This window comes from Actinoallomurus sp. NBC_01490 (assembly GCF_036227085.1).
GTDB classification, from domain to species: Bacteria; Actinomycetota; Actinomycetes; order Streptosporangiales; family Streptosporangiaceae; genus Actinoallomurus; species Actinoallomurus oryzae.
Window position 1 is genome coordinate 4,704,273 of record NZ_CP109433.1, and the last position, 18,502, is coordinate 4,722,774.

20 protein-coding genes are annotated in these 18,502 nt (G+C 72.7%); 7 read left to right on the forward strand and 13 right to left on the reverse strand.

Annotation, left to right across the window (positions count from 1 at the left end; genetic code table 11):
- Positions 1–63: 63 nt before the first annotated feature.
- A complete protein-coding gene (locus OG417_RS22370) occupies positions 64–1,095 on the forward strand; it encodes an ABC transporter ATP-binding protein (RefSeq protein ID WP_329259327.1) in 1,032 nt (343 codons plus the stop codon).
- Between the two features lie 49 nt (positions 1,096–1,144).
- Here the strand turns inward: OG417_RS22370 and OG417_RS22375 are convergent, their stop codons facing one another.
- Positions 1,145–2,329, reverse strand: coding sequence for an anhydro-N-acetylmuramic acid kinase (locus OG417_RS22375; protein WP_329259330.1), 1,185 nt, complete (start codon positions 2,327–2,329; stop codon positions 1,145–1,147).
- 131 nt (positions 2,330–2,460) lie between these two features.
- Between OG417_RS22375 and OG417_RS22380 the strand changes: the two genes are divergently transcribed.
- From OG417_RS22380 to OG417_RS22395, 4 genes are all read left to right on the forward strand, one after another.
- Complete coding sequence (locus OG417_RS22380; RefSeq protein ID WP_329259333.1) at positions 2,461–2,820, forward strand: ArsR/SmtB family transcription factor; 360 nt, start codon at positions 2,461–2,463, stop codon at positions 2,818–2,820.
- On the forward strand, positions 2,817–3,260 hold the full coding sequence (locus tag OG417_RS22385) for an SRPBCC family protein (protein ID WP_329259336.1): 444 nt from the start codon (positions 2,817–2,819) through the stop codon (positions 3,258–3,260). Before OG417_RS22380 ends, OG417_RS22385 begins: the two co-directional genes overlap by 4 nt.
- Before the next feature lie 11 nt (positions 3,261–3,271).
- On the forward strand, positions 3,272–4,063 hold the full coding sequence (locus OG417_RS22390) for an alpha/beta fold hydrolase (protein WP_329259339.1): 792 nt from the start codon (positions 3,272–3,274) through the stop codon (positions 4,061–4,063).
- Positions 4,064–4,176: 113 nt separating this feature from the next.
- Positions 4,177–4,407, forward strand: coding sequence for a hypothetical protein (locus OG417_RS22395; RefSeq protein ID WP_329259342.1), 231 nt, complete (start codon positions 4,177–4,179; stop codon positions 4,405–4,407).
- A gap of 4 nt (positions 4,408–4,411) precedes the next feature.
- On the opposite strand, the gene OG417_RS22400 is transcribed toward OG417_RS22395, so the two are convergent.
- From OG417_RS22400 to OG417_RS22425, 6 genes are all read right to left on the reverse strand, one after another.
- Positions 4,412–5,026, reverse strand: coding sequence for a response regulator transcription factor (locus OG417_RS22400; protein WP_329259345.1), 615 nt, complete (start codon positions 5,024–5,026; stop codon positions 4,412–4,414).
- Positions 5,023–6,258, reverse strand: coding sequence for a sensor histidine kinase (locus tag OG417_RS22405; protein ID WP_329262463.1), 1,236 nt, complete (start codon positions 6,256–6,258; stop codon positions 5,023–5,025). Before OG417_RS22405 ends, OG417_RS22400 begins: the two co-directional genes overlap by 4 nt.
- Positions 6,255–6,989 carry an ABC transporter permease gene (locus tag OG417_RS22410; RefSeq protein ID WP_329259347.1) on the reverse strand — a complete coding sequence of 245 codons (735 nt, stop codon included), beginning with the start codon at positions 6,987–6,989 and terminating at the stop codon, positions 6,255–6,257. The genes OG417_RS22405 and OG417_RS22410 overlap by 4 nt, the downstream gene beginning before the upstream one ends.
- A 1-nt stretch (position 6,990) precedes the next feature.
- Complete coding sequence (locus OG417_RS22415; protein ID WP_329259348.1) at positions 6,991–7,905, reverse strand: ABC transporter ATP-binding protein; 915 nt, start codon at positions 7,903–7,905, stop codon at positions 6,991–6,993.
- A gap of 149 nt (positions 7,906–8,054) precedes the next feature.
- Complete coding sequence (locus tag OG417_RS22420) at positions 8,055–9,278, reverse strand: multidrug effflux MFS transporter (protein ID WP_329259350.1); 1,224 nt, start codon at positions 9,276–9,278, stop codon at positions 8,055–8,057.
- A 99-nt stretch (positions 9,279–9,377) separates the two neighbouring features.
- The gene (locus OG417_RS22425; RefSeq protein WP_329259352.1) at positions 9,378–9,944 is read right to left on the reverse strand and encodes a TetR/AcrR family transcriptional regulator; all 567 of its coding nucleotides are present in this window, start codon (positions 9,942–9,944) and stop codon (positions 9,378–9,380) included.
- A 137-nt stretch (positions 9,945–10,081) separates the two neighbouring features.
- Here OG417_RS22425 and OG417_RS22430 point away from each other — a divergent pair, with 137 nt between their 5' ends.
- Positions 10,082–11,497 (forward strand): MFS transporter, encoded by a 1,416-nt coding sequence (locus OG417_RS22430; RefSeq protein ID WP_329259355.1) that lies wholly within the window; start codon positions 10,082–10,084, stop codon positions 11,495–11,497.
- A gap of 176 nt (positions 11,498–11,673) precedes the next feature.
- On the opposite strand, the gene OG417_RS22435 is transcribed toward OG417_RS22430, so the two are convergent.
- Together OG417_RS22435 and OG417_RS22440 are read right to left on the reverse strand one after the other, a co-directional pair.
- Positions 11,674–13,245 carry a phytoene desaturase family protein gene (locus tag OG417_RS22435; protein ID WP_329259358.1) on the reverse strand — a complete coding sequence of 524 codons (1,572 nt, stop codon included), beginning with the start codon at positions 13,243–13,245 and terminating at the stop codon, positions 11,674–11,676.
- 169 nt (positions 13,246–13,414) lie between these two features.
- The gene (locus OG417_RS22440) at positions 13,415–13,921 is read right to left on the reverse strand and encodes a hypothetical protein (protein WP_329259360.1); all 507 of its coding nucleotides are present in this window, start codon (positions 13,919–13,921) and stop codon (positions 13,415–13,417) included.
- 90 nt (positions 13,922–14,011) lie between these two features.
- Here OG417_RS22440 and OG417_RS22445 point away from each other — a divergent pair, with 90 nt between their 5' ends.
- Positions 14,012–14,941 (forward strand): ArsR/SmtB family transcription factor, encoded by a 930-nt coding sequence (locus tag OG417_RS22445; protein ID WP_329259364.1) that lies wholly within the window; start codon positions 14,012–14,014, stop codon positions 14,939–14,941.
- 18 nt (positions 14,942–14,959) lie between these two features.
- Here the strand turns inward: OG417_RS22445 and OG417_RS22450 are convergent, their stop codons facing one another.
- From OG417_RS22450 to OG417_RS22465, 4 genes are all read right to left on the reverse strand, one after another.
- Positions 14,960–15,154 (reverse strand): hypothetical protein, encoded by a 195-nt coding sequence (locus OG417_RS22450; protein ID WP_442875712.1) that lies wholly within the window; start codon positions 15,152–15,154, stop codon positions 14,960–14,962.
- A gap of 17 nt (positions 15,155–15,171) precedes the next feature.
- Positions 15,172–16,359: a LysR family transcriptional regulator gene (locus OG417_RS22455; RefSeq protein WP_329259368.1), complete on the reverse strand. Its 1,188-nt coding sequence runs from the start codon at positions 16,357–16,359 to the stop codon at positions 15,172–15,174.
- 46 nt (positions 16,360–16,405) lie between these two features.
- Complete coding sequence (locus tag OG417_RS22460; protein WP_329259371.1) at positions 16,406–17,407, reverse strand: NADP-dependent oxidoreductase; 1,002 nt, start codon at positions 17,405–17,407, stop codon at positions 16,406–16,408.
- A gap of 95 nt (positions 17,408–17,502) precedes the next feature.
- Positions 17,503–18,309, reverse strand: a complete 807-nt coding sequence (locus OG417_RS22465; protein ID WP_329259373.1) for an SAM-dependent methyltransferase — start codon at positions 18,307–18,309, stop codon at positions 17,503–17,505.
- Between the last annotated feature and the right edge of the window lie 193 nt (positions 18,310–18,502).

Here is an 18,502-nt window from a genome sequence, read left to right on the forward strand (position 1 = left end):
GCGAGCGAACCGAGGAGCACGCGCGCCTCTGGGCGAAGGAGGACTCGTGAGCGAGCGAAGCGAGTGAACCAAAGAGCACGCGGACATGGTCACTCTTCCGACGAAGGAGGACTCATCAGCAACACCGAGACGCTGACGGTGGAGAACCTCGTCAAGCACTACAAAGGTGCCGGCGGTGCGGTCGTCCACGCGCTCGACGGTGTCTCCTTCACGGTCGCGCCGGGGGAGACCCTCGGCATCGTCGGCGAGTCCGGCTGCGGCAAGTCGACGCTCGCCCGCCTGCTCGTACGGCTCGAGCACCCCACCTCCGGGCGCGTGCTGCTCGGCGACACCGAGCTGACCGCGCTCGGGCCGCGGGCGATGCGGCCGTACCGGCGGCGGGTCCAGCTCGTCTTCCAGGACCCGTACGCCTCGCTGCATCCGCGCCTCACCGTCGAGCAGACGCTGGCGGAGGTGCTCGGCGTGCACGGGCTGGCCGCGCGGGGCGCCGAGCGTTCCGCCCGGGTCACCGAGCTGATGGAGATGGTGGGGCTCCCGTCCCGGCTGCGCGACCGGTATCCGGTGCAGCTGTCGGGAGGCCAGCGGCAGCGCGTCGGCATCGCGCGCGCCCTCGCGGTCGAGCCCGACGTCCTCATCCTGGACGAGGCCGTGTCGGCGCTCGACGTCTCGGTACAGGCCGAGGTGATGAACCTGCTCGTACGCCTGCGCGAGCGGCTGAACCTCACGTACCTGTTCATCTCCCACGACCTCGCCATGGTGCGCCACATCAGCGACCGGGTCCTGGTCCTGTACCTGGGCAAGGTCGCGGAGGTCGGCCCGTGGCGCGAGGTGTCGGACGAGCCGCTGCATCCGTACGCGCGCTCACTCCGCGACGCCGGGCTCGTCCCGGACCCGTCGCGGCGCACCCCGGCGCCCGTGCTGGGAGGCGAGGTGCCCAACGCGGCCAGGCCGCCGGCCGGATGCCGTTTCCACCCCCGCTGCCCGGTGGCGGAGGACCGCTGCCGTACGGACGAGCCCGCACTGCTCGAACTGCGGCCCGGGCACCAGGCCGCGTGCCACGTCGCGGCGGACGCGGCCACCGCCTCTCCGGTGTGACGGCGAAGTCAACGAGTTCGTCCCCGGATGATCGCCGCCACGCGGGCCCTCAGCTCGGGACGATGCGCAGACGGCGGGGCGGTGCCGTGGTCTCCGGCCGGGGCAGCCGCCCGCCGGCGCCGGGGACGATCGCGCCGAGCACGCGCGGGCCGCTCGCGCCGGTGCACGAGGCGGCGGTGCCCGGCAGGCCGTGCGCGGTGAGCCAGCCGAGCACGGCGAAGGCGTAGGCCTCCTTGGCCCCGGAGGGGATGCCGAGCTCGTCGATCGTCCGAAGCGACGCGCCCGCCCGCCGGTCCAGCTCGGCCGCGAGGTCGGCCAGCAGCGCCGGGTTCGCCGTGCCGCCACCCGAGGCGATCACCTCCGCGACCCCGTACGGCGCGACCGCGCGGGCCACCGTGGTGGCGGTGAGCCGGGTCAGCGTCGCGAGCAGGTCCTCGTGGGAGGGACGGCCGCCGCCGAGCGCGGCGAGCGTCTTTTCCACGTACGCCAGGTTGAACAGTTCCTTGCCCGTCGTCTTCGGTGGTGCCGCCGCGTAGTACGGCTCGGCCAGCAGCAGCTCCAGCAGGCGCTCGTGAACGGTCCCGGCCCGCGCGCCCGCCCCGTCGGCGTCGTAGCGGCGTGCGCCACCGGTCGCCTCCGCGACCACGGCGTCGAGCAGGCCGTTGGCGGGCCCGGTGTCGAACGCGACGGCCTCGCGGCCGTCGGCGACCACCGTGATGTTGGCGATGCCGCCGAGGTTGAGGGCCGCGCGCGGGACGTCCCCCGACAGCAGCAGCGTGTCGACCAGGCTCACGAGCGGGGCGCCCTGACCGCCGGCGGCGACGTCGCGGGTGCGCAGGTCGGCCACGACCGGCAGCCCGGTGCGCTCGGCGATCCAGGCGGGCTGGCCGATCTGCAGGGTGCCGAGGACGCGGCCCTCCTCCACCCAGTGGAAGACCGTCTGGCCGTGGGAGACCACGAGGTCGGCGCGTCCGTCCGCGAGCTCGGCGACGCCGCGGACGGCGGCCTCGGCGAACGCCTGCCCGATGCGGGTGTCGAGCGCGCAGATCTCGCCCGCCGTGGTCGTGGCCGGGGGGAGGGCGGCGGCGATGCGGGCGGCGAGGCCGGGCGCGTACGGAACCGAGAGCGAACCGAGCGGCCGCAGCGCCAGGTCCGCGCCGTGGGCGGTCAGCTCGGCCGCCGCCACCTCGATGGCGTCGAACGACGTGCCGGACATCAGGCCGAGGACGCGCACGGGCTCTCCACGATCGTCGAGGGGGCTGGATGACGACCCCAGCGTACGGCCGCCCGCGCCGTCGCAGGAGCCGGCACCGGATTGACAACCATCTAGTTGTGTAACCGTTTGGTTGTGAGTAGGGTCGGCGCATGACAGTCGTGGAAGACGATCTGAGCCTGGTGTTCTCGGCCCTGGCCGATCCCACCCGGCGCGCGATCCTGGAGCGCCTCGCGCGCGGCGACGCGACGGTGAACCAGCTCGCCGAACCCTTCGCGATGACGCAACAGGCGGTCTCCAAGCACCTGAAGGTGCTCGAACGCGCCCGGCTCATCTCGCGGACCCGTACCGGGCAGTCCCGGCCCTGTGTGCTGGATCCGGTGCGTCTCGACGCGGCCGTCGGCTGGATCGAGCGCCACCGGCAGGTCTGGACCGACCGCCACGACCGCCTCGACGCGCACCTGGCCGCACTGCGCGCCGGGCGGGACCAGGATGAGGGGACGACACGATGAGCGAGACCGGAGAGCTCACCTACCGGAGGGTGCACCGCGCGTCCCCGGAGCTGTTGTTCGACTGCATGACCACGCCTGAGCACCTGACCCACTTCTGGGGGCCGGCCGGCACGACCACCCCGGCCGAGAACATCGTCGTCGACCTGCGGCCGGGCGGCGCCTTCGAGACCACCATGGTGAGCGACGCCGACGGCGGCACGTACACCATGCGCGCCGTGTACACGGAGGTCAGCCGGCCGCACCGGCTCGGGTGGATCGAGCCGGGCGTCGAGGGCGGCATGAGCACCACGATCACCTTCACCGATCTCGGCGACGGGCGGACCGAGGTCGTCACCCACCAGACGAACGTGCCGGAGGCGTACCGCAGCGCCGAGGCGCGGGCCGGCTTCGCCACCAGCCTCGACCGCTTCGACGCCTACCTCGCCGGTCTCGATCGCTGAAGGAGCACACCATGCCGAAAGTGACGTCCGCCGACGGCACCACGATCGTCTACGAGCGCGACGGCGACGGACCGCCGCTCATCCTCGTCGACGGGGCCATGTGCCACCGGGGCGGGGGACCGATGCGGGCGCTCGCCGCCCGGCTGCGGCACGCGTTCACCGTCCACGCCTACGACCGCCGCGGGCGCGGCGAGAGCACGGACACGCCGCCGTACGCGGTGGCGCGGGAGGTGGAGGACCTGCGCGCGCTGATCGCGGAGGCCGGCGGCGAGGCCCACGTCTACGCGATCTCCTCGGGCGCGGCCCTGGCACTGGCGGCGGCCTCGTCCGGGCCGGGCATCGCGCGGCTGGCGCTGTACGAGCCGCCGTTCACGGGCGAGGCCGAAGCCGAGGGCGGCACGCGCCGGCGCGACTACACCGAGCGCCTCACCGGGCTGCTCGCCGCCGGCCGGAGGGGCGACGCGGTGGCGTTGTTCATAACGAACGTGGGCGTCCCGCCGCAGGCGGTGGAGGGCATGCGCGGCGGGCCGGGCTGGTCCGCGATGGAGGCGATCGCCCCGACGCTCGCCTACGACGACGCGCTGCTCGGCGACGGCCGGGTGCCCCGGGCCCTCGCCTCGGCGGTCACCGCCCCGACCCTGGTGCTGTCCGGCGGCGCGAGCCCGGAGGCCCTCCGGCACGCGGCGAAGGCCACCGCGGACGCGATCCCGCAGGCCGAGTATCGGACCCTGGACGGCCAGACCCACGACGTGTCCCCGGACGCCCTCGCCCCGGTGCTGACCACCTTCTTCGCGGGCCCGTAACGGGGGGCAGGGGATCGGCCGGGGGCGGTGTCTTGGAGGCTGCCCGCAACCCTCGCCCGCGAGCGCCGCGCGACCGGGCGTGGGTTCCCGGGCGGTCCCTTAGGCTGTCGTTCGTGATCGAACGCCTGTACGGTCCCGCCAGGGGATGGGTCGTGGCGAGCTGGGCCTGTAGCGCGATCTTCTTCGTCCTCCTGGCGTACGACGTGTTCTCCGGACAGTTGCTGGACCCGCCCCGGTGGCTCGTCGCCGCCATGGCGGTGATCCTGATCGCGGGCGCCGGCACGCAGTACGTCGCCCTGCGCCGCGAGCGGCGCCGGGGCCGTTCGCGTACGCCGGGGCGGTGACCCCTCAGGAGAGCAGGCCCCGTTTGTACGCCTCGCCGACGGCGGCGGCGCGGTCTCGGACGCCGAGCTTGTCGTAGATGTGCAGCAGGTGCGTCTTGATGGTCGCCTCGCTGACGAACAGGCGCCTGGCCGCCTCGCGGTTGGTGGTGCCGTCGGCGATGAGGGCGAGCACCTCGCGTTCGCGCTTGCTCAGCGTGCCCTCGGACGGTCGCCGGACCCGGCCCATCAGGCGGCCCGCGACCGACGGCGACAGCACCGACTCGCCCCGGTACGCCGAGCGCACCGCGCGCAGCAACTCCTCGTGTGGCGCGTCCTTGAGCAGGTAGCCCGTCGCTCCCGCCTCGATGGCGGGCAGGACGTCGCTGTCGGTGTCGAAGGTGGTCAGCACGAGCACGCGTACGTCGGGGAACGCCTCGCGCAGCCGGTCGATCGCCTCCACGCCGCCCATGCCGGGCATGCGCAGGTCCATGAGCACGACGTCGGCGTCGCCGGCCCTGCGCACCGCCTCGGCGCCGTCGGACGCCTCGGCCACCACCTCCAGGTCGGGCTCGGCGGCGAAGACGCCGCGCAGGCCGTCGCGGACGATCGGGTGGTCGTCGACGATGAGTAGGCGGATCATGCTCCTCCTCCGGAGGGAAGGGCGGGGACGCTCGCGTTGACCGCGGTGCCCTCCCCGGGGTTGCTCTCGACGGCCAGGTTCCCCGCGACGCGCAGCAGCCGCTGCCGCATCGACGACAGGCCGAACCCGCCGTCCGCGTCGCAGGGCTCGAAGCCGACGCCGTCGTCGCGGACGTCGAGCAGCACGACGTCGTCCATGTACGACAGCGTGAGCCCGACCCGTGTGGCCTTGGCGTGCTTGGCGACGTTGGTCAGGGCCTCCTGCGCGACGCGGAACAGCGCGACCTCCACGTCGGCGAGCATCGGCCGCGGCTCGCCGGTGGTCTCGACGCCCACCGCGATGCCGGTGGTCTGCGACCAGCGCTCGCTCATGCCGCTGATCGCCTCGGGCAGGCGCGCCTGCTCGAGGCGTTCGGGCCGCAGCGCGCGTACGGACCGGCGGGCCTCGGACAGGTTCTCCCGCGCCAGGGCCTGGGCCTGGTCGGTGAAACGCCGCCACTGGTCCGGGTTCTGCCGGGCGGCCTCGAGCTGGGCGATGATCCCGGTGAACCCCTGCGCGAGCGTGTCGTGGATCTCCCGCGCCATCCGGGCGCGCTCGTCCAGGACCCCGGCCTCCCGCGCCTGGGTCAGCAGCTGGGCGTGCAGGCCGGCGTTCTCGGCGAGGGCGGCCTCGAGCTGGGCGTTGGCCTCGGCGAGGTCGCCGAGCATCACCCGCCGGCGGTCGTTCTGGCGGCCGAGCATCGTGTTGAGGAACAGGAACCCGCCGCCGAGACCGACGCCGGCCGCCGTGAAGATGACGAAGAGGGCGACCGTGGACCCGTCGATCTGCTGGACCCCGCCGACGTACGTGCTGGAGACGATCGCGGCCGTGGCGACCACGCCCGCCCATCGCCAGCGGGCGGGCAGGGCCGGCACCTGGAGATAGCCGCTCCAGGCGAAGAACCCGTAGAGCGGGCTCAGGTAGACGAGCGAGACGGACAGGAGCGTGAACACCGCGAAGTGCACGACCCTCGCCCACGGCCGCCGGGTCCACGCGGGGCCGGAGCCGTCCATCACGAGCAGCCAGACCTCGGCGACCAGCGTGAGGCCGAGCGTGGTGAGCAGGCGCGGGAACGGGCCGGAGCCGGCCAGGAGCAGCAGAACGACCGAGACCGCGAGCGCGCAGTGCGGAACGACGCGAAGCATGAGGGCCTCGCGTCGTTCCCACTGGCCGAGCGGCGGCGGCACGGTCATTCCCACCTGAAGAGCTTGGTCGCGGCCACCCCGGCGACGACCGCGTACGCGGCCATTATGGCCAACTGCGTGCCACGCGGATCCGTCCCCATCCAGGCGTCCCGCATCGTCTTGAGGGTCGCGCCGAGCGGTGAGTAGTCGCCGATGTGCCGCAGGACCGCCGGCATCGCCTCGCGGGGGATGTAGACGCCGCCGAGGAACAGGTTCGGGAAGAACAGGATCATGCCGATCGCCTGACCGGCCTTGCCGCTGGGCGCCACGGCCGCGACCAGCAGCCCGATCGCGAACAGCGCCGCGATGCCGAGCAGCAGGGTGCCGAGGAAGGCGGGGAAGGCCTTGGGCACCGGCGTGCCGAACAGCACGTCGCCGAGGACGATGAGCACCGCCACGGTGAACAGTGCCGCCGCCGCGTACACGACGATCTGGGCGGCGAGCAGGTACACGGGCCGTACGGGCGTGGTGGCCAGGCGGCGCAGCACGCCCTTCTCGCGGTAGCCGGCCAGGGCGGCGGGCAGCACGCTCAGCCCGAGAACGGCCAGGCAGATGCCCGCGCCGATCGCCGCGATGTACGCGGCGCCGGTCTGGCCGCCGAGGTCGGCGTCCGGGCGCCGGCTGCCGGGCTGGAAGCCGAAGCCGAGCAGCAGCCCGATCGGCAGCACCAGCACGAACAGCGGCACGACGAGCTCGCGCAGGGTGAGCCTGAACTCCATGAGGGTGATCCGGGCGAACACGTCAGGCCTCCTGGGCGATGCTGCGGCCGGTGAGGGCGACGAAGGCGTCGTCGAGACTGGTCTGCTCGACCCGGAGGTCGGCGGCGATGATGTCGTTGCGGGCGAGCACCGAGGTGACCGCCTGGAGGAGACCGCCCGTGCCGGTCACCGTGAGCTGGTCGCCGGACCGGGTCACCGTGTGCACCTCGGGCAGCTCCTTGAGCAGCCGGTCGTCCAGCGCCGGCGAGGGCCGGAACCGGATGCGCTGCTCAGGGTCGACGCGGGACACGAGTCCGGCGGGCGTGTCGATCGCCACGACCCGGCCCGAGTCGATCACCGCGATGCGGTCGCAGAGCCGCTCGGCCTCCTCCATGAAGTGTGTGACCAGCAGGATCGTGACGCCCCGGTCCCGTACCTGCTCGATGAGCCGCCAGGTGTCCCGGCGCGCCTGCGGGTCCAGCCCGGTGGTCAGCTCGTCGAGCACCGCGATCTCGGGGCTGCCCGCCAGCGCGAGTGCGATCGACACGCGCTGCTTCTGGCCGCCGGACAGCTTGCCGAACCGGGTGTCGCGCCTGCCGGCGAGGCCGAGCTCGTCGATGAGTCGTTCCCCGTCGGCGGGCCTGCGGTAGAAGGAGCCGTACAGCGCGATGGCCTCGGCGACCTTCATCTTCTCCGGCAGATCGCTCTGCTGCAGCTGCACGCCGACCCGCTGGGTGAGCTCGGCGCGGTCGCGCCGCGGGTCCAGCCCGAGCACCGAGACGCGACCCCGGTCGGGGGCGCGCAGCCCCTCCACGCACTCGACGGTGGTGGTCTTGCCGGCGCCGTTCGGGCCGAGGATCCCGAAGATCTCGCCCTCCTCGACGCCGAACGAGACGTCGTCCACGGCGACGGTGTCGCCGTAGCGTTTGTGCAGGTTGGTGACTTCGATGACCGGCATGACCGTGCTCCTCGGCTCTCCTGGGTACGGTCATGAGCATCGCCCGCGCGACCATGACGGCGGATCGACCACCCGGGTACGCCGCGGGTGGATCGGCCCATCGACCGATCGGTGGACCCGGCCGCCACACGGTCGAGGCCGGTCCCGGCTCACTGCGTCTGGTGGTGACCTCGGGTCAGACCGGCGAGGAGCAGGACGCCCACGGCCGCCGAGGCGGCGATGACGACCGCCATCGGGGCGGCCGAGTGCGAGCCGGCCAGCCCGACCAGCGGTGCGGCGACGGCTCCGACGACGTACTGCAGCAGGCCGAACAGGGCCGACGCGCTGCCCGCGACGTTCGCCGGGCGGCCCGTCAGGGCGAGCGCGGTCGAGTTCGGCAGGGTCAGGCCGATCGCGGAGACCACGAGGAACAGCGCGACCAGTACTCCGGGCAGGCCCAGCCCGCCGAACACGGCGACGAGCAGCAGCACGCCGCCGAGCAGCGAGGTCCCAAGTCCTGCGGTCAGGAGGGTGATCAGCCGGACCCGTCCGGCCAGCAGGCCGCTGACCTGGCCGAACGCCACAATGCCCAGGGAGTTGACGGCGAAGATCAGGCTGTAGGTCTGCGGCGACAGGCCGTAGATGTTCTGTACGACGAACGGCGATCCGGAGATGTAGGCGAACATCGCCGCGAAGGCGAAGCCGCCCGCCAGCGCGTACCCCATGAAGACCCGGTCGGCGCACAGTGCCCCGAAGGTCCGTACGGCCGCCCGAAGGCCGCCCGTGTGCCGCTCCGCGGGCGGCAGCGTCTCGCGCAGCCCCAGCATCGAGACGGTCATCAGCACGCCGAGGAAGGCCAGGACCCCGAACACGCCCCGCCAGGACGTGAAGCGCAGCACCTGCGCGCCGATCACCGGTGCGGCCACCGGCGCGATGCCGTTCACCAGCATCAACAGCGAGAAGAACCGGGCCGCGGCCGGGCCGTCGTGCATGTCGCGGACCACCGCCCGGGAGATCACGATGCACGCCGCGCCGGACACGCCCTGGATCAGCCGCAGCGCGACCAGCAGTTCCACGTTGGGCGCGACGACGCACGCCAGAGAGGCGACGGTGTAGATCGCGATGCCGGCGAACATCGGCCGCCGGCGCCCCCACATGTCGCTGATCGGACCGGCGATCACCTGCCCCGCGGCCAGGCCGATCATGCACGCCGTGAGCGTGAGCTGGACGAGGGAGGGCCCGGCCGCAAGATCACGGGTGAGCTTCGGCAGGGCCGGCAGGTACATGTCGATCGACAGCGGACCGATGGCGCTCAGCGCGCCCAGGATGAGGAACACGCGGATCCGCTCCGCCCTGCCCGCCGCGTGCCTGGTGCGCTCGGCGATGGCCGTCACCCGATCTCCTTCCGGTCTGGAGGACCTCAGGAGCTAAACAGACGGGGCTGACCTGGACATTCCCGCGCTGACCTGGGCATTCCTCGGGGAAAGGGATGATCAGTGCTGCGGGCGGAGGCCGTCGAGCAGGTACGAGAGCAGCCGGTCGGCGCTCTCCGGCGCGGACTGGGTCGCCACGGAGAGCCCGTGGGTCAGGCGAAGCAGGTCCTCGACGGTCACCTCGGGGCGTACGGTGCCGGCCCGCTGGGCCTCGGCGAGCACCGTGCCGGCCGCGCCCCGGATCTCGTCGTGGCAGCGGGCGAACAGGTCCGAGCGTACGTCGATGACCTCTTTCAGGGTCTGCATCAGGCCGCGCCTGCTCGTGGCGTACTCGGCGAACGACCGCATCCAGGCGGCCAGCGCGTCCCCGCTCCGCTCGGTCTCCAGCAGCTCGTACGCCTTGGCGCACAGGTCGTCGACCTGCTCCTGGTACACCGCGGCCTGGAGTGCCAGCCGGGTCGGAAAGTGGCGGTAGAGCGTGCCGATGCCGACGTGTGCGCGCCGGGCGATGTCCTCCAGCGGGGCGTCCGCGCCGTGTTCGAGGAAGGCGACCTTGGCCTCGTCGAGCAGCCGCTTGTAGTTGCGGCGCGCGTCGGCGCGCATGGGGCGCTGATCGGCGGTCGTCATCGCTCCTCCGGACACGGTTGCGTACCGGAGGATACCTCCGTATCGTAACGGAGGCATCCTCCGGTTAGGTCCGGGCGGCCCCGACAGCCACTTCGGGGGACGCCCGGTGCACTTCCTGCAGAAGGAGTCTATGACTCATGTCCCAGCAGACCGTCTCTCCGCGCGGGACGCCGATCGCCGGCGGACCCGCGCGGCACGCGCGTCACCCCGGGATCTCCCTGGCCGTGATCGTCGCGTGCCAGCTCATGGTCGTGCTCGACGCGACCGTCGTCTTCGTCGCCCTGCCCGAGATCCAGAGCAGCCTGCACTTCTCCGCCACCGGCCTGTCGTGGGTCAGCAACGCCTACTCGCTCACGTTCGGCGGCCTGCTGCTGCTCGGCGGGCGCGCCGGTGACATCCTCGGCCGCCGCCGGGTGTTCGTCACCGGCATCGCGGTGTTCACTCTGGCCTCACTGGCCGGCGGGTTCGCCACCTCGGCTGCGTGGCTGCTCGCCGCCCGCGCCGTCCAGGGCGGGGGAGCGGCGCTCGCGGCGCCCGGCGCGCTCGCCCTCATCACCACCAACTTCGCCGAGGGGTCCGAACGCAACCGCGCCCTCAGCGTCTTCTCCGCCACCAGCTCGGCGGGCGCGTCCGTCGGCCTGATCCTGGGCGGCGTGCTCACCGACTGGGCCTCCTGGCGGTGGGTCCTGTTCGTCAACGTTCCAGTGGGAGCGGTGGTGCTCCTGCTCGCCCCGATGTTCCTGGCGGAGACCGAGCGGCACCGCGGCCGGCTCGACGTCATCGGCGCGGTCACGTCCGTCACGGGCATGGTCGCCCTGGTCTACGCGTTCATCCGCGCCGCCGACGCGGGCTGGAGCGACACGACGACGCTCCTGGCGGTCGCCGCCGGGGTGGTCCTCCTCGCGGCGTTCGTGACGGTGGAGGCGCGGGCGGGGCAGCCGGTGGTGCCGCTTCGTCTCTTCGCCGACCGGGCCCGCGCGGGCGCCTACTTCACCATGCTGCTGCTCGCGGCGGCCATGTTCGGGATGTTCTTCTTCCTCGTCCAGTTCCTGCAGAACTCCCTCGGCTTCAGCCCGCTGAAGGCCGGGCTGGCGTTCCTGCCGATGACGGGGCTGCTGTTCGGCGTCGCACGGCTGGCGCCGCGGCTCGTGCCGAGGTTCGGCGCGCGGCGGCTGATGCTGGCCGGCCTGCCGTTCATGCTGGCCGGGATGCTCTGGCTCACGCGCCTGACCGCATCGAGCGGCTACGCGGGGGCCATGCTCGGACCGCTGGTCCTGTTCGGCCTGGGCGCCGGGATCGTGTTCCTGCCGCTCACCCTCACGATCCTGTCCGGCGTACGCCGGGAGGACTCGGGGGCGGCGTCCGGCCTGCTGCAGACCATGCAGCAGGTCGGCGGTGCCCTGGGGATGGCCGTGCTGGTCTCGGTGTTCGGCACGGCCGGCCGGCACGGCGGCGCCGTTCACGGCACCGCGGTCGCCTTCGCGGTGGCGGCGGCGTTCGTCACGGTGGCCCTGGCCACGGCGATCGTCTTCGTACGGCGCTCCGCCCGCTGAGCACGGCGTGAGCCGGCCGTCGGCGCGGGGGCGCGACGGCCGGCTCACGAGGCCGACAGCGCGGCCCGGTTCTTCGCCCGCCACCCGGGTCGGCCCGACGCGGCACCGGCCTGACATGAAGGTATCGGCGCCCGGCCCACACCCGCCGGGCGCCGATACCGCCCGTCACATCCGGCTCATCGCCTCCTGCGGCGGTCCTTCAGCACCTGGCGTACGACGTTGCGGCCCGGGACGCCGGTGACGCCTCCGCCGCCGTGCGTCGCCGAGCCGGCCTGGTACAGCCCGCTGATCGGGGTGCGCAGGTCCGCGTAGCCGGCCGCGGGCCGGGCGTGGAACATCTGGCCCGGGGTCAGCTCGCCGTGGAAGATGTTGCCGCCGATGAGGTGGTACTCGTGTTCCATGTCGTACGGGCCGATCACCTGGCGGTGCAGCACCGAGGAGGTGAAGCCCGGTGCGACCGCCTCCATCCGGGCGATCACCCGGTCGGCGTAGGCCTCCAGTTCCGCTCCCGGCTGCGACGCGTGCCACGTGTGCGGCACCCACTGGGTGAACATCGAGACGATGTGGTGGCCCTCCGGCGCGAGCGAGTCGTCGAACACGCTGGGGATGCAGACGTCGGCGAACGGCACCGCCGCGGGACGCCCGGCGACCGCGTCCTGGAAGGCGCCCTCGACGTCGTCCAGCGACTCGGCCAGCACGATCGTGCCGCCGTGCGCCTCGGGGTCGAACCCGTCGACGCCCCGGAACGCCGGGAGCCGGTCCACCGCCAGGTTGATCTTGACGGTGCCGCTGCGGGTCCGCCAGCGCTCGATGTCGGCGACGAAGTCCTCCGGCAGGTCGCCGCGGTCGAGCAGCCGCAGGAACGCGATGGCCGGGTGGGTGGTGGTGATGACGGTGCGCGCGGCCAGCTCCTCGCCGGACTCCAGCGTGACACCGGTGACCTGCCCGCCGGCGACGCCGATCCGGGCCACCGGCGCGGACGTGCGGATCTCCGCGCCGAAGTCGCGCGCCGCCGCCGCGAGGGCCTTGGTCACCCCGCCCATGCCGCCGCGCGGGAACCCCCACGTGGTCTCGCCGACGTGGTGGTGGAGCATGACGTACGCGGTGCCGGCCGAGCGCGGCCCCGCCCACGTGCCGATCACCCCGCTGACCGACAGCACGCCCCGCATCGCGTCGGACTCGAACCGGTCCTCGACCAGGTCGGCGATGCTGTCGGTGAGGATCCGGGTGACGTCGACGGCCGAGCGTACGTCGAGGTTCTTCAGCACGCGCAGCAGCCGGGCCTGGCCGAGGAGGTCGGCGGGACGGCGCGAGCCGAGCCTGGGCGGGATCCGCTCGAGGAGCGGGCCGAGGACGCCGCCCAGCTCGCCCATCCACGCGTCCCAGCGCTCGTACGCCGCGGCGTCCTTGCGGGAGAACCGGCCGATCTCCTCTCGCCGCCGCGCCGGATCGTCGGGCAGCCGCAGGTGGCCGCCGTCGGCGCGCGGCGCGAAGTAGGGACCCTGCGGGTAGACGTGGTACCCGTGGCGGTCCAGCCGCAGGTCGCGGATCAGCGCGGGGGGAAGCAGGCTGACCACGTACGACAGGGACGTGACCGTGTAGTCGGGCCCGAACGGGTGCTCGCTCACCGCCGCGCCGCCCACCACGTCGCGCGCCTCGCAGACGCACACCGTCAGGCCGGCCTTGGCGAGGTACGCGGCGGCGACGAGGCCGTTGTGCCCGCCACCGACCACCAGAACGTCGTACACCGGCGACTCCTCGCTGATTCGTCGATCAGTGTCGATCGTCGCTCGCGCGGCCGTGAGACACAAGACGATCAGGGGAGGGCGCCGTGGTCGCCACGCCCGGCGACCACGGCGCCCTCCGGCACCGCGGCTCAGAGACGGACCGGAACCCGGGCGAAGGTTCCGGCAGGTCTCAGGCCAGCGTCCGGCACATGTTCTCCACGTCCGCGAGCCGGTCCTTGATGTCGCGGGTGCCGTCCGGCTGGATCGTGTACCAGGACCGGCCGTGCACGACGTAATAGCCCGCCGGGTAGGCCTTGTTGCCGATCGGGATGCCGATCGCCACGCCCTGGCCGAAGTACCAGATCGCCCCGCCGTTCTGCTTGTACACGACCCGGCCGTAGCCGGACACGTCGCGGACGGCCGACTTGCCGTTGGCGGTGTTGGTGAGGCGGATCACGAGCGGTCCGCGGAACTCCTGGATCCTCGGTGATCCGTCCGGAAAGGTCGCGTCGGTCCGGACCTCCTCCTCATCCTGCACGATGTCGGCGTGGACGGTGAAGGAGCATCGGCCGACGGAGTCGAAGGGCTGGGTCCGGTACGGCACCCAGCCGTCCTTCCCACCGGTGGCCCCGGCGACCGGGGCTCCCAGAACGACGGTGATTCCGGCGACGGCGGCGATGGTGGATAGTCTGCGCATTGCCTGCCTTTCGGGAGAGCTTTCCGCGCATCGTCGTCTCGCCCGTCCCGGGGGCGCCATGGTTTAGACCCAGGGCGAAAGGTCGCGAAAGTGCTTCGACTGCGCTTCACCGCAGAGGACCTGATGAACGTCCGGTTCGCCGACCGGCCGGCTCCGCTGCTGGAGCTGGGAATGGCGGTCGCCACCTATCAGCGCGACGACGCCGTGTTCGCGAGCTGGACCCGCCGTACGCGCCTGACGGGCGAGGCGCGGGCGCTGCTGGAGCTGATCCCGCCCGGGGCGAACGGACCGCTGTTCATCGACCCCTGTAGCGAGGGCCTGGAGGACGGGCTCGAGACGGTCCTGTCCACGCCGCCGGGCTACGCGCGGGCCGAGCTCATGCGCACGACCCGGCCGACACCGTGGATCAGGAGACTGGCCTGCCGCGACCGCGAGGCGTGGCGGCTCCTCGAGAACGCATTGCGGCGTGCCCATGACACGGTGATCGCGCCGGACCAGGAGCGGGTCCGCGCGAGCTTCGACGCCGATCTCGCCTGGCGGCGGACGCAGCTCGCCGAGCGGGGCGTGGCCTCGGCCCTGGCGAGCCTGTACCCCGGCTCCCGCTGGAACGGCACCACACTGGAGATCGAGGTGCCCGAGGACTCCGCGCACGCGCCGGCCGGCCGCGGCCTGACGCTGATGCCGTCGGTGTTCTGGACCGGCCGGCCGATGATCGGCCGGCACTCCGACGGGTCGATGCTGCTGCTCTACCCGGCGCTCACGCCGCTGCCGCTGGTCGACGTCAAGGCCCGCGACGCGCTCGCCGCGCTGCTCGGCCGTACCCGCGCGGCGATCCTCTCATCGGTCACCGAGGGACGGACGACGAGCGAGCTCGCGGCCGAGCTGGGGGTCAGCGCCGCGTCCGTGTCGTCGCACACCAAGACCCTGCGCGGCGCGGGCCTGATCGTCACGCTCCGTACGGGCAAGGCGGTGAACCACGTGGCCACACCGCTGGGAATGCGCCTGCTGCGCGAGCACTGAGCCCCTACCGCGGGCAGGTCAGCGATCGACCGGCCGCCACACGGACCGGTGGACGCGGCCGAACACCACGTCGGCGAAATGGACGCCGAAGCCGATGGTGTCCGGCTCCGCCAGTTCGGCGATGAGGCGCCGGCGTTGCTGCACGGCCGCTTCGGAGTCGAGGTCGACCGCGGCCGGCCATTCCGGGTGGTCCACCTGGATCGGCGAGTGCATGGCGTCGCCGAAGGCGATCAGCCGACGGCCACCACCGCTGATGACGTAACCGGTGTGCCCGGAGGTGTGGCCGGGGTGAGCAGCACGCGCACGCCGGGGAAGATCTCCTGGCCATCGGTCACGGGCCGTACACGGGGTGCCATGACCTGGGTGATCTCATCTGTGACGCCGCGTGCTCGTAGGCGGTGGCGCTGTGCCCACTCGGTCTCGGCGACCAGATGGTCGGCGCCGGTGAACGGGGGCCGGTCGCCGCCGGGAGCGGAGTGCCATGCCCAGCCGATGTGGTCGAGATGCAGATGGGTGAAGGCCACCGCCTCGATCTCCGCCGGTGCGCGGCCGAGGGCGGACAGGTTGTCGAGCAGCGCGCCCCCGTGAATGGCCCCGCGCGGCATCGTGGGGAGCGAAAGCCCGTCCGGTGAGCGAACCGGAAGGAACGCCACCCGGCCGCCGCGCAGCCGCCGGGCGTGCGCGGCGTACAGCACCGTCCACCCCGGCGTACCCGCGCCCAGCGCCGCCAGGGTGTCCTGCAGAGAGCTGTGCGGCGGGCCGAGAACGGGCTCGAACCCCGCGTCCCGGCACGCGCCCATGACCAGATCGACCAGCGAGGGATTGTTCCGGCGAGCCGTCAGGTAGAGCGGCAGGCCGGCCGGCGCGGCGAGATCGACGGCGTCGCCTCGCGCCAGCGGGTGGCGAGCCGGCAGGGACACCACCAGTTCGTCCCGCCACACCGGGATCGGCCGTACGCCTTCGGGCGCCTCGACCACCCCGCGTACGAAAGCCGCGTCCCACTGGGCGTCGGCGACGCGTCGCAGCCGCTCTCCCGGTGGGGCCGACGCCAGCTCCACCCGTATGCCGGGCGCCTGCCGTTCCAGCGCTTCCAGCACGCGTTCCAGCCGCTCACCCATGCCGCCGTTCGTGCCGATGTGCAGGACGGTCCCGCGCGCGGCGACGAAATCGCCGATCGCGGCCAGCGCGCGTCGCTCGGCCGCCAGCACCGCGCGGGCCTCGGGCAGGAACGCGGCCCCGGCCTCCGTCAGCCGCACGCGCCGGGGCGACCGGTGGAACAGCTCGACGCCCAACTCCCGTTCGAGGCGGCGGATCTGCTGGCTGACCGCGGACTGCACGATCGTCAGCCGCTCGGCCGTGCGTCCGAAGTGCAGCTCCTCCGTCACGGTGACGAAGTACCTCAGCTGACGAAGCTCCATGACCTTGGGCTCGCTCGGCGCGTACGGACCAGGCGCCCGCCGGTGCCTACAGCCGTACGATCATCTTGCCGAGGTTCTCGCCGCGCAGCATGGCGAGGAACGCGTCGACGGCGTGGTCGATGCCGTCGACGAAGGTCTCCTCGAAGGTGATCTTCCCGTCGCGGATCCAGCCGCCCACGTCGCGGACGAAGTCGCCGTACCGGTCGGCCCAGTCCGTGACGATGAATCCCTTGAGGGTGCCCCGCTTGCCCACGAGCAGGGCGAGGTTGCGCGGGCCGGGCGGCGGCTCGGTCGCGTTGTACACCGAGATCGCGCCGCACAGCGCGGCCCGGCCGCCCTGGTTGAACGCGCCGATCGCGGCCTCGAGGTGGTCGCCGCCGACGTTGTCGAAGTAGACGTCGACGCCGTCGGGCGCGCTGTCGGCCAGCAGCCGGTGCACCGGGCCGGACTTGTAGTTGAACGCGGCGTCGAAGCCGAGACGGCCGGTGAGGTAGGCGACCTTCTCGTCCGAGCCCGCGCTGCCGATCACGCGCCGGGCACCCTTGATCCGGGCGATCTGCCCGGCCATCGAACCGACCGCGCCCGCGGCGCCGGAGACGAAGACGGTGTCGCCCTCCCTCATCTCGGCGACGTGCAGCAGCCCGACGTACGCCGTCATGGCGGGCATGCCGAGCGCGCCCAGGTACGCCGACAGCGGGACGCCCTCGACCGGGGTCAGCCGCCGGAACCGGCGCGCCGGGCCCCGCGCGTGCTCGCGCCACCCGAAGTCGTGCAGGACCACGTCGCCCTCGGCCAGGTCGGGGGAGCGGGACGCGACGACCTCGCCGACGGCGCCGCCGGTCATCACCTCGCCCAGCCGGTACGGCGGCACGTAGGACTTGACGTCGTTCATCCGGCCGCGCATGTACGGGTCGACCGACATGAACAGGTTGCGTACGAGCACCTCGCCGTCATCCGGCTCGGGCCGTTCGACCTCGACGAGAGCGAAGTCGTCCGCCGTCGGCCAGCCCTGCGGGCGCGCCGTGAGATGGACCTCGCGCGTCTTCACCGTGTCTACTCCTCGCGTGGGCGTCGGGAAAAACCCTAGTCGCCGCACGCGAGGAGAGGTTCACCCGGGCCGCCGTCGCGCCCGGGCGGGAGCGCCTACTGCCGGCGGCCGACGCCGCAGAGCATCCAGACCGAGTCGGCGTCCGCGGCCGGTGCGTCCGGGCGCCACTGCGGCAGGAACACCAGGCCGGGCTCGACCAGGTCGTACCCGTCGAAGAGGGAACCGATCTCCTTCGGCGTGCGCAGGATGGCCGGGGACGTCGCGCGTGCCTTGTACACGTCCGCGGCGGCCGCGGCGCCGTCGGTGTTCTGCTCCGGCGAGGTGATGTGGGAGAGCGCGAGGTGGCTGCCGGGCACGGAACGGTCGCGGAAGGCCGCCACCAAGCCGTACGGGTCCTCCTCGTCGGCGATGAAGTGCAGCACCGACATGAACAGCACGGCGACCGGCTCCTTGAAGTCGATCAGCCGGTGCAGGTCCGGGTGGTCCAGGATCGGGCCCGGGTCGCGCATGTCCGCCTCGATGACCGCCGTGGTGCCGTCGGAGGGCAGCAGCGCGTGCGCGTGGGCGCGCACGATCGGGTCGTTGTCGACGTAGACCACGCGCGCGGTCGGGTCGACGGCCTGGGCGACCTCGTGCACGTTGCCCTGGGTCGGCAGCCCGGTGCCGACGTCGATGAACTGACGGATGCCCGCCTCGGCGGCGAGATAGCGCACCGCCCGGCCGAGGAACTTCCGGTTCTCCTGTGCCAGGACGCGGACCTCGGGGGCCGCGCTGAGCACCTGTTCGGCCGCTTCCCGGTCGACGGCGAAATTGTCCTTGCCGCCGAGGTAGTAGTCGTACATCCGCGCCGGAGTCGGCCGATCGGTGCGCAGATCCGGGATTGTGGAACGTTCGTCGGGCATGTAAGGAGCGTACTGTATTTCCCCCGCGAATCTCCGGAGCGACGCGTTGAGCTGCGACGGCAAGGCACCGGCAATAAAGGTCTTTGCGGTGTATTGCGGGAAATGTTCGGCTTTCGGGTGGCGGGCCGTGCAGAACGGGCGGATGCCGTGCCCGTCGAACGCCGAGGCTCCGCCGAAAACCGGCTGCCGTCCG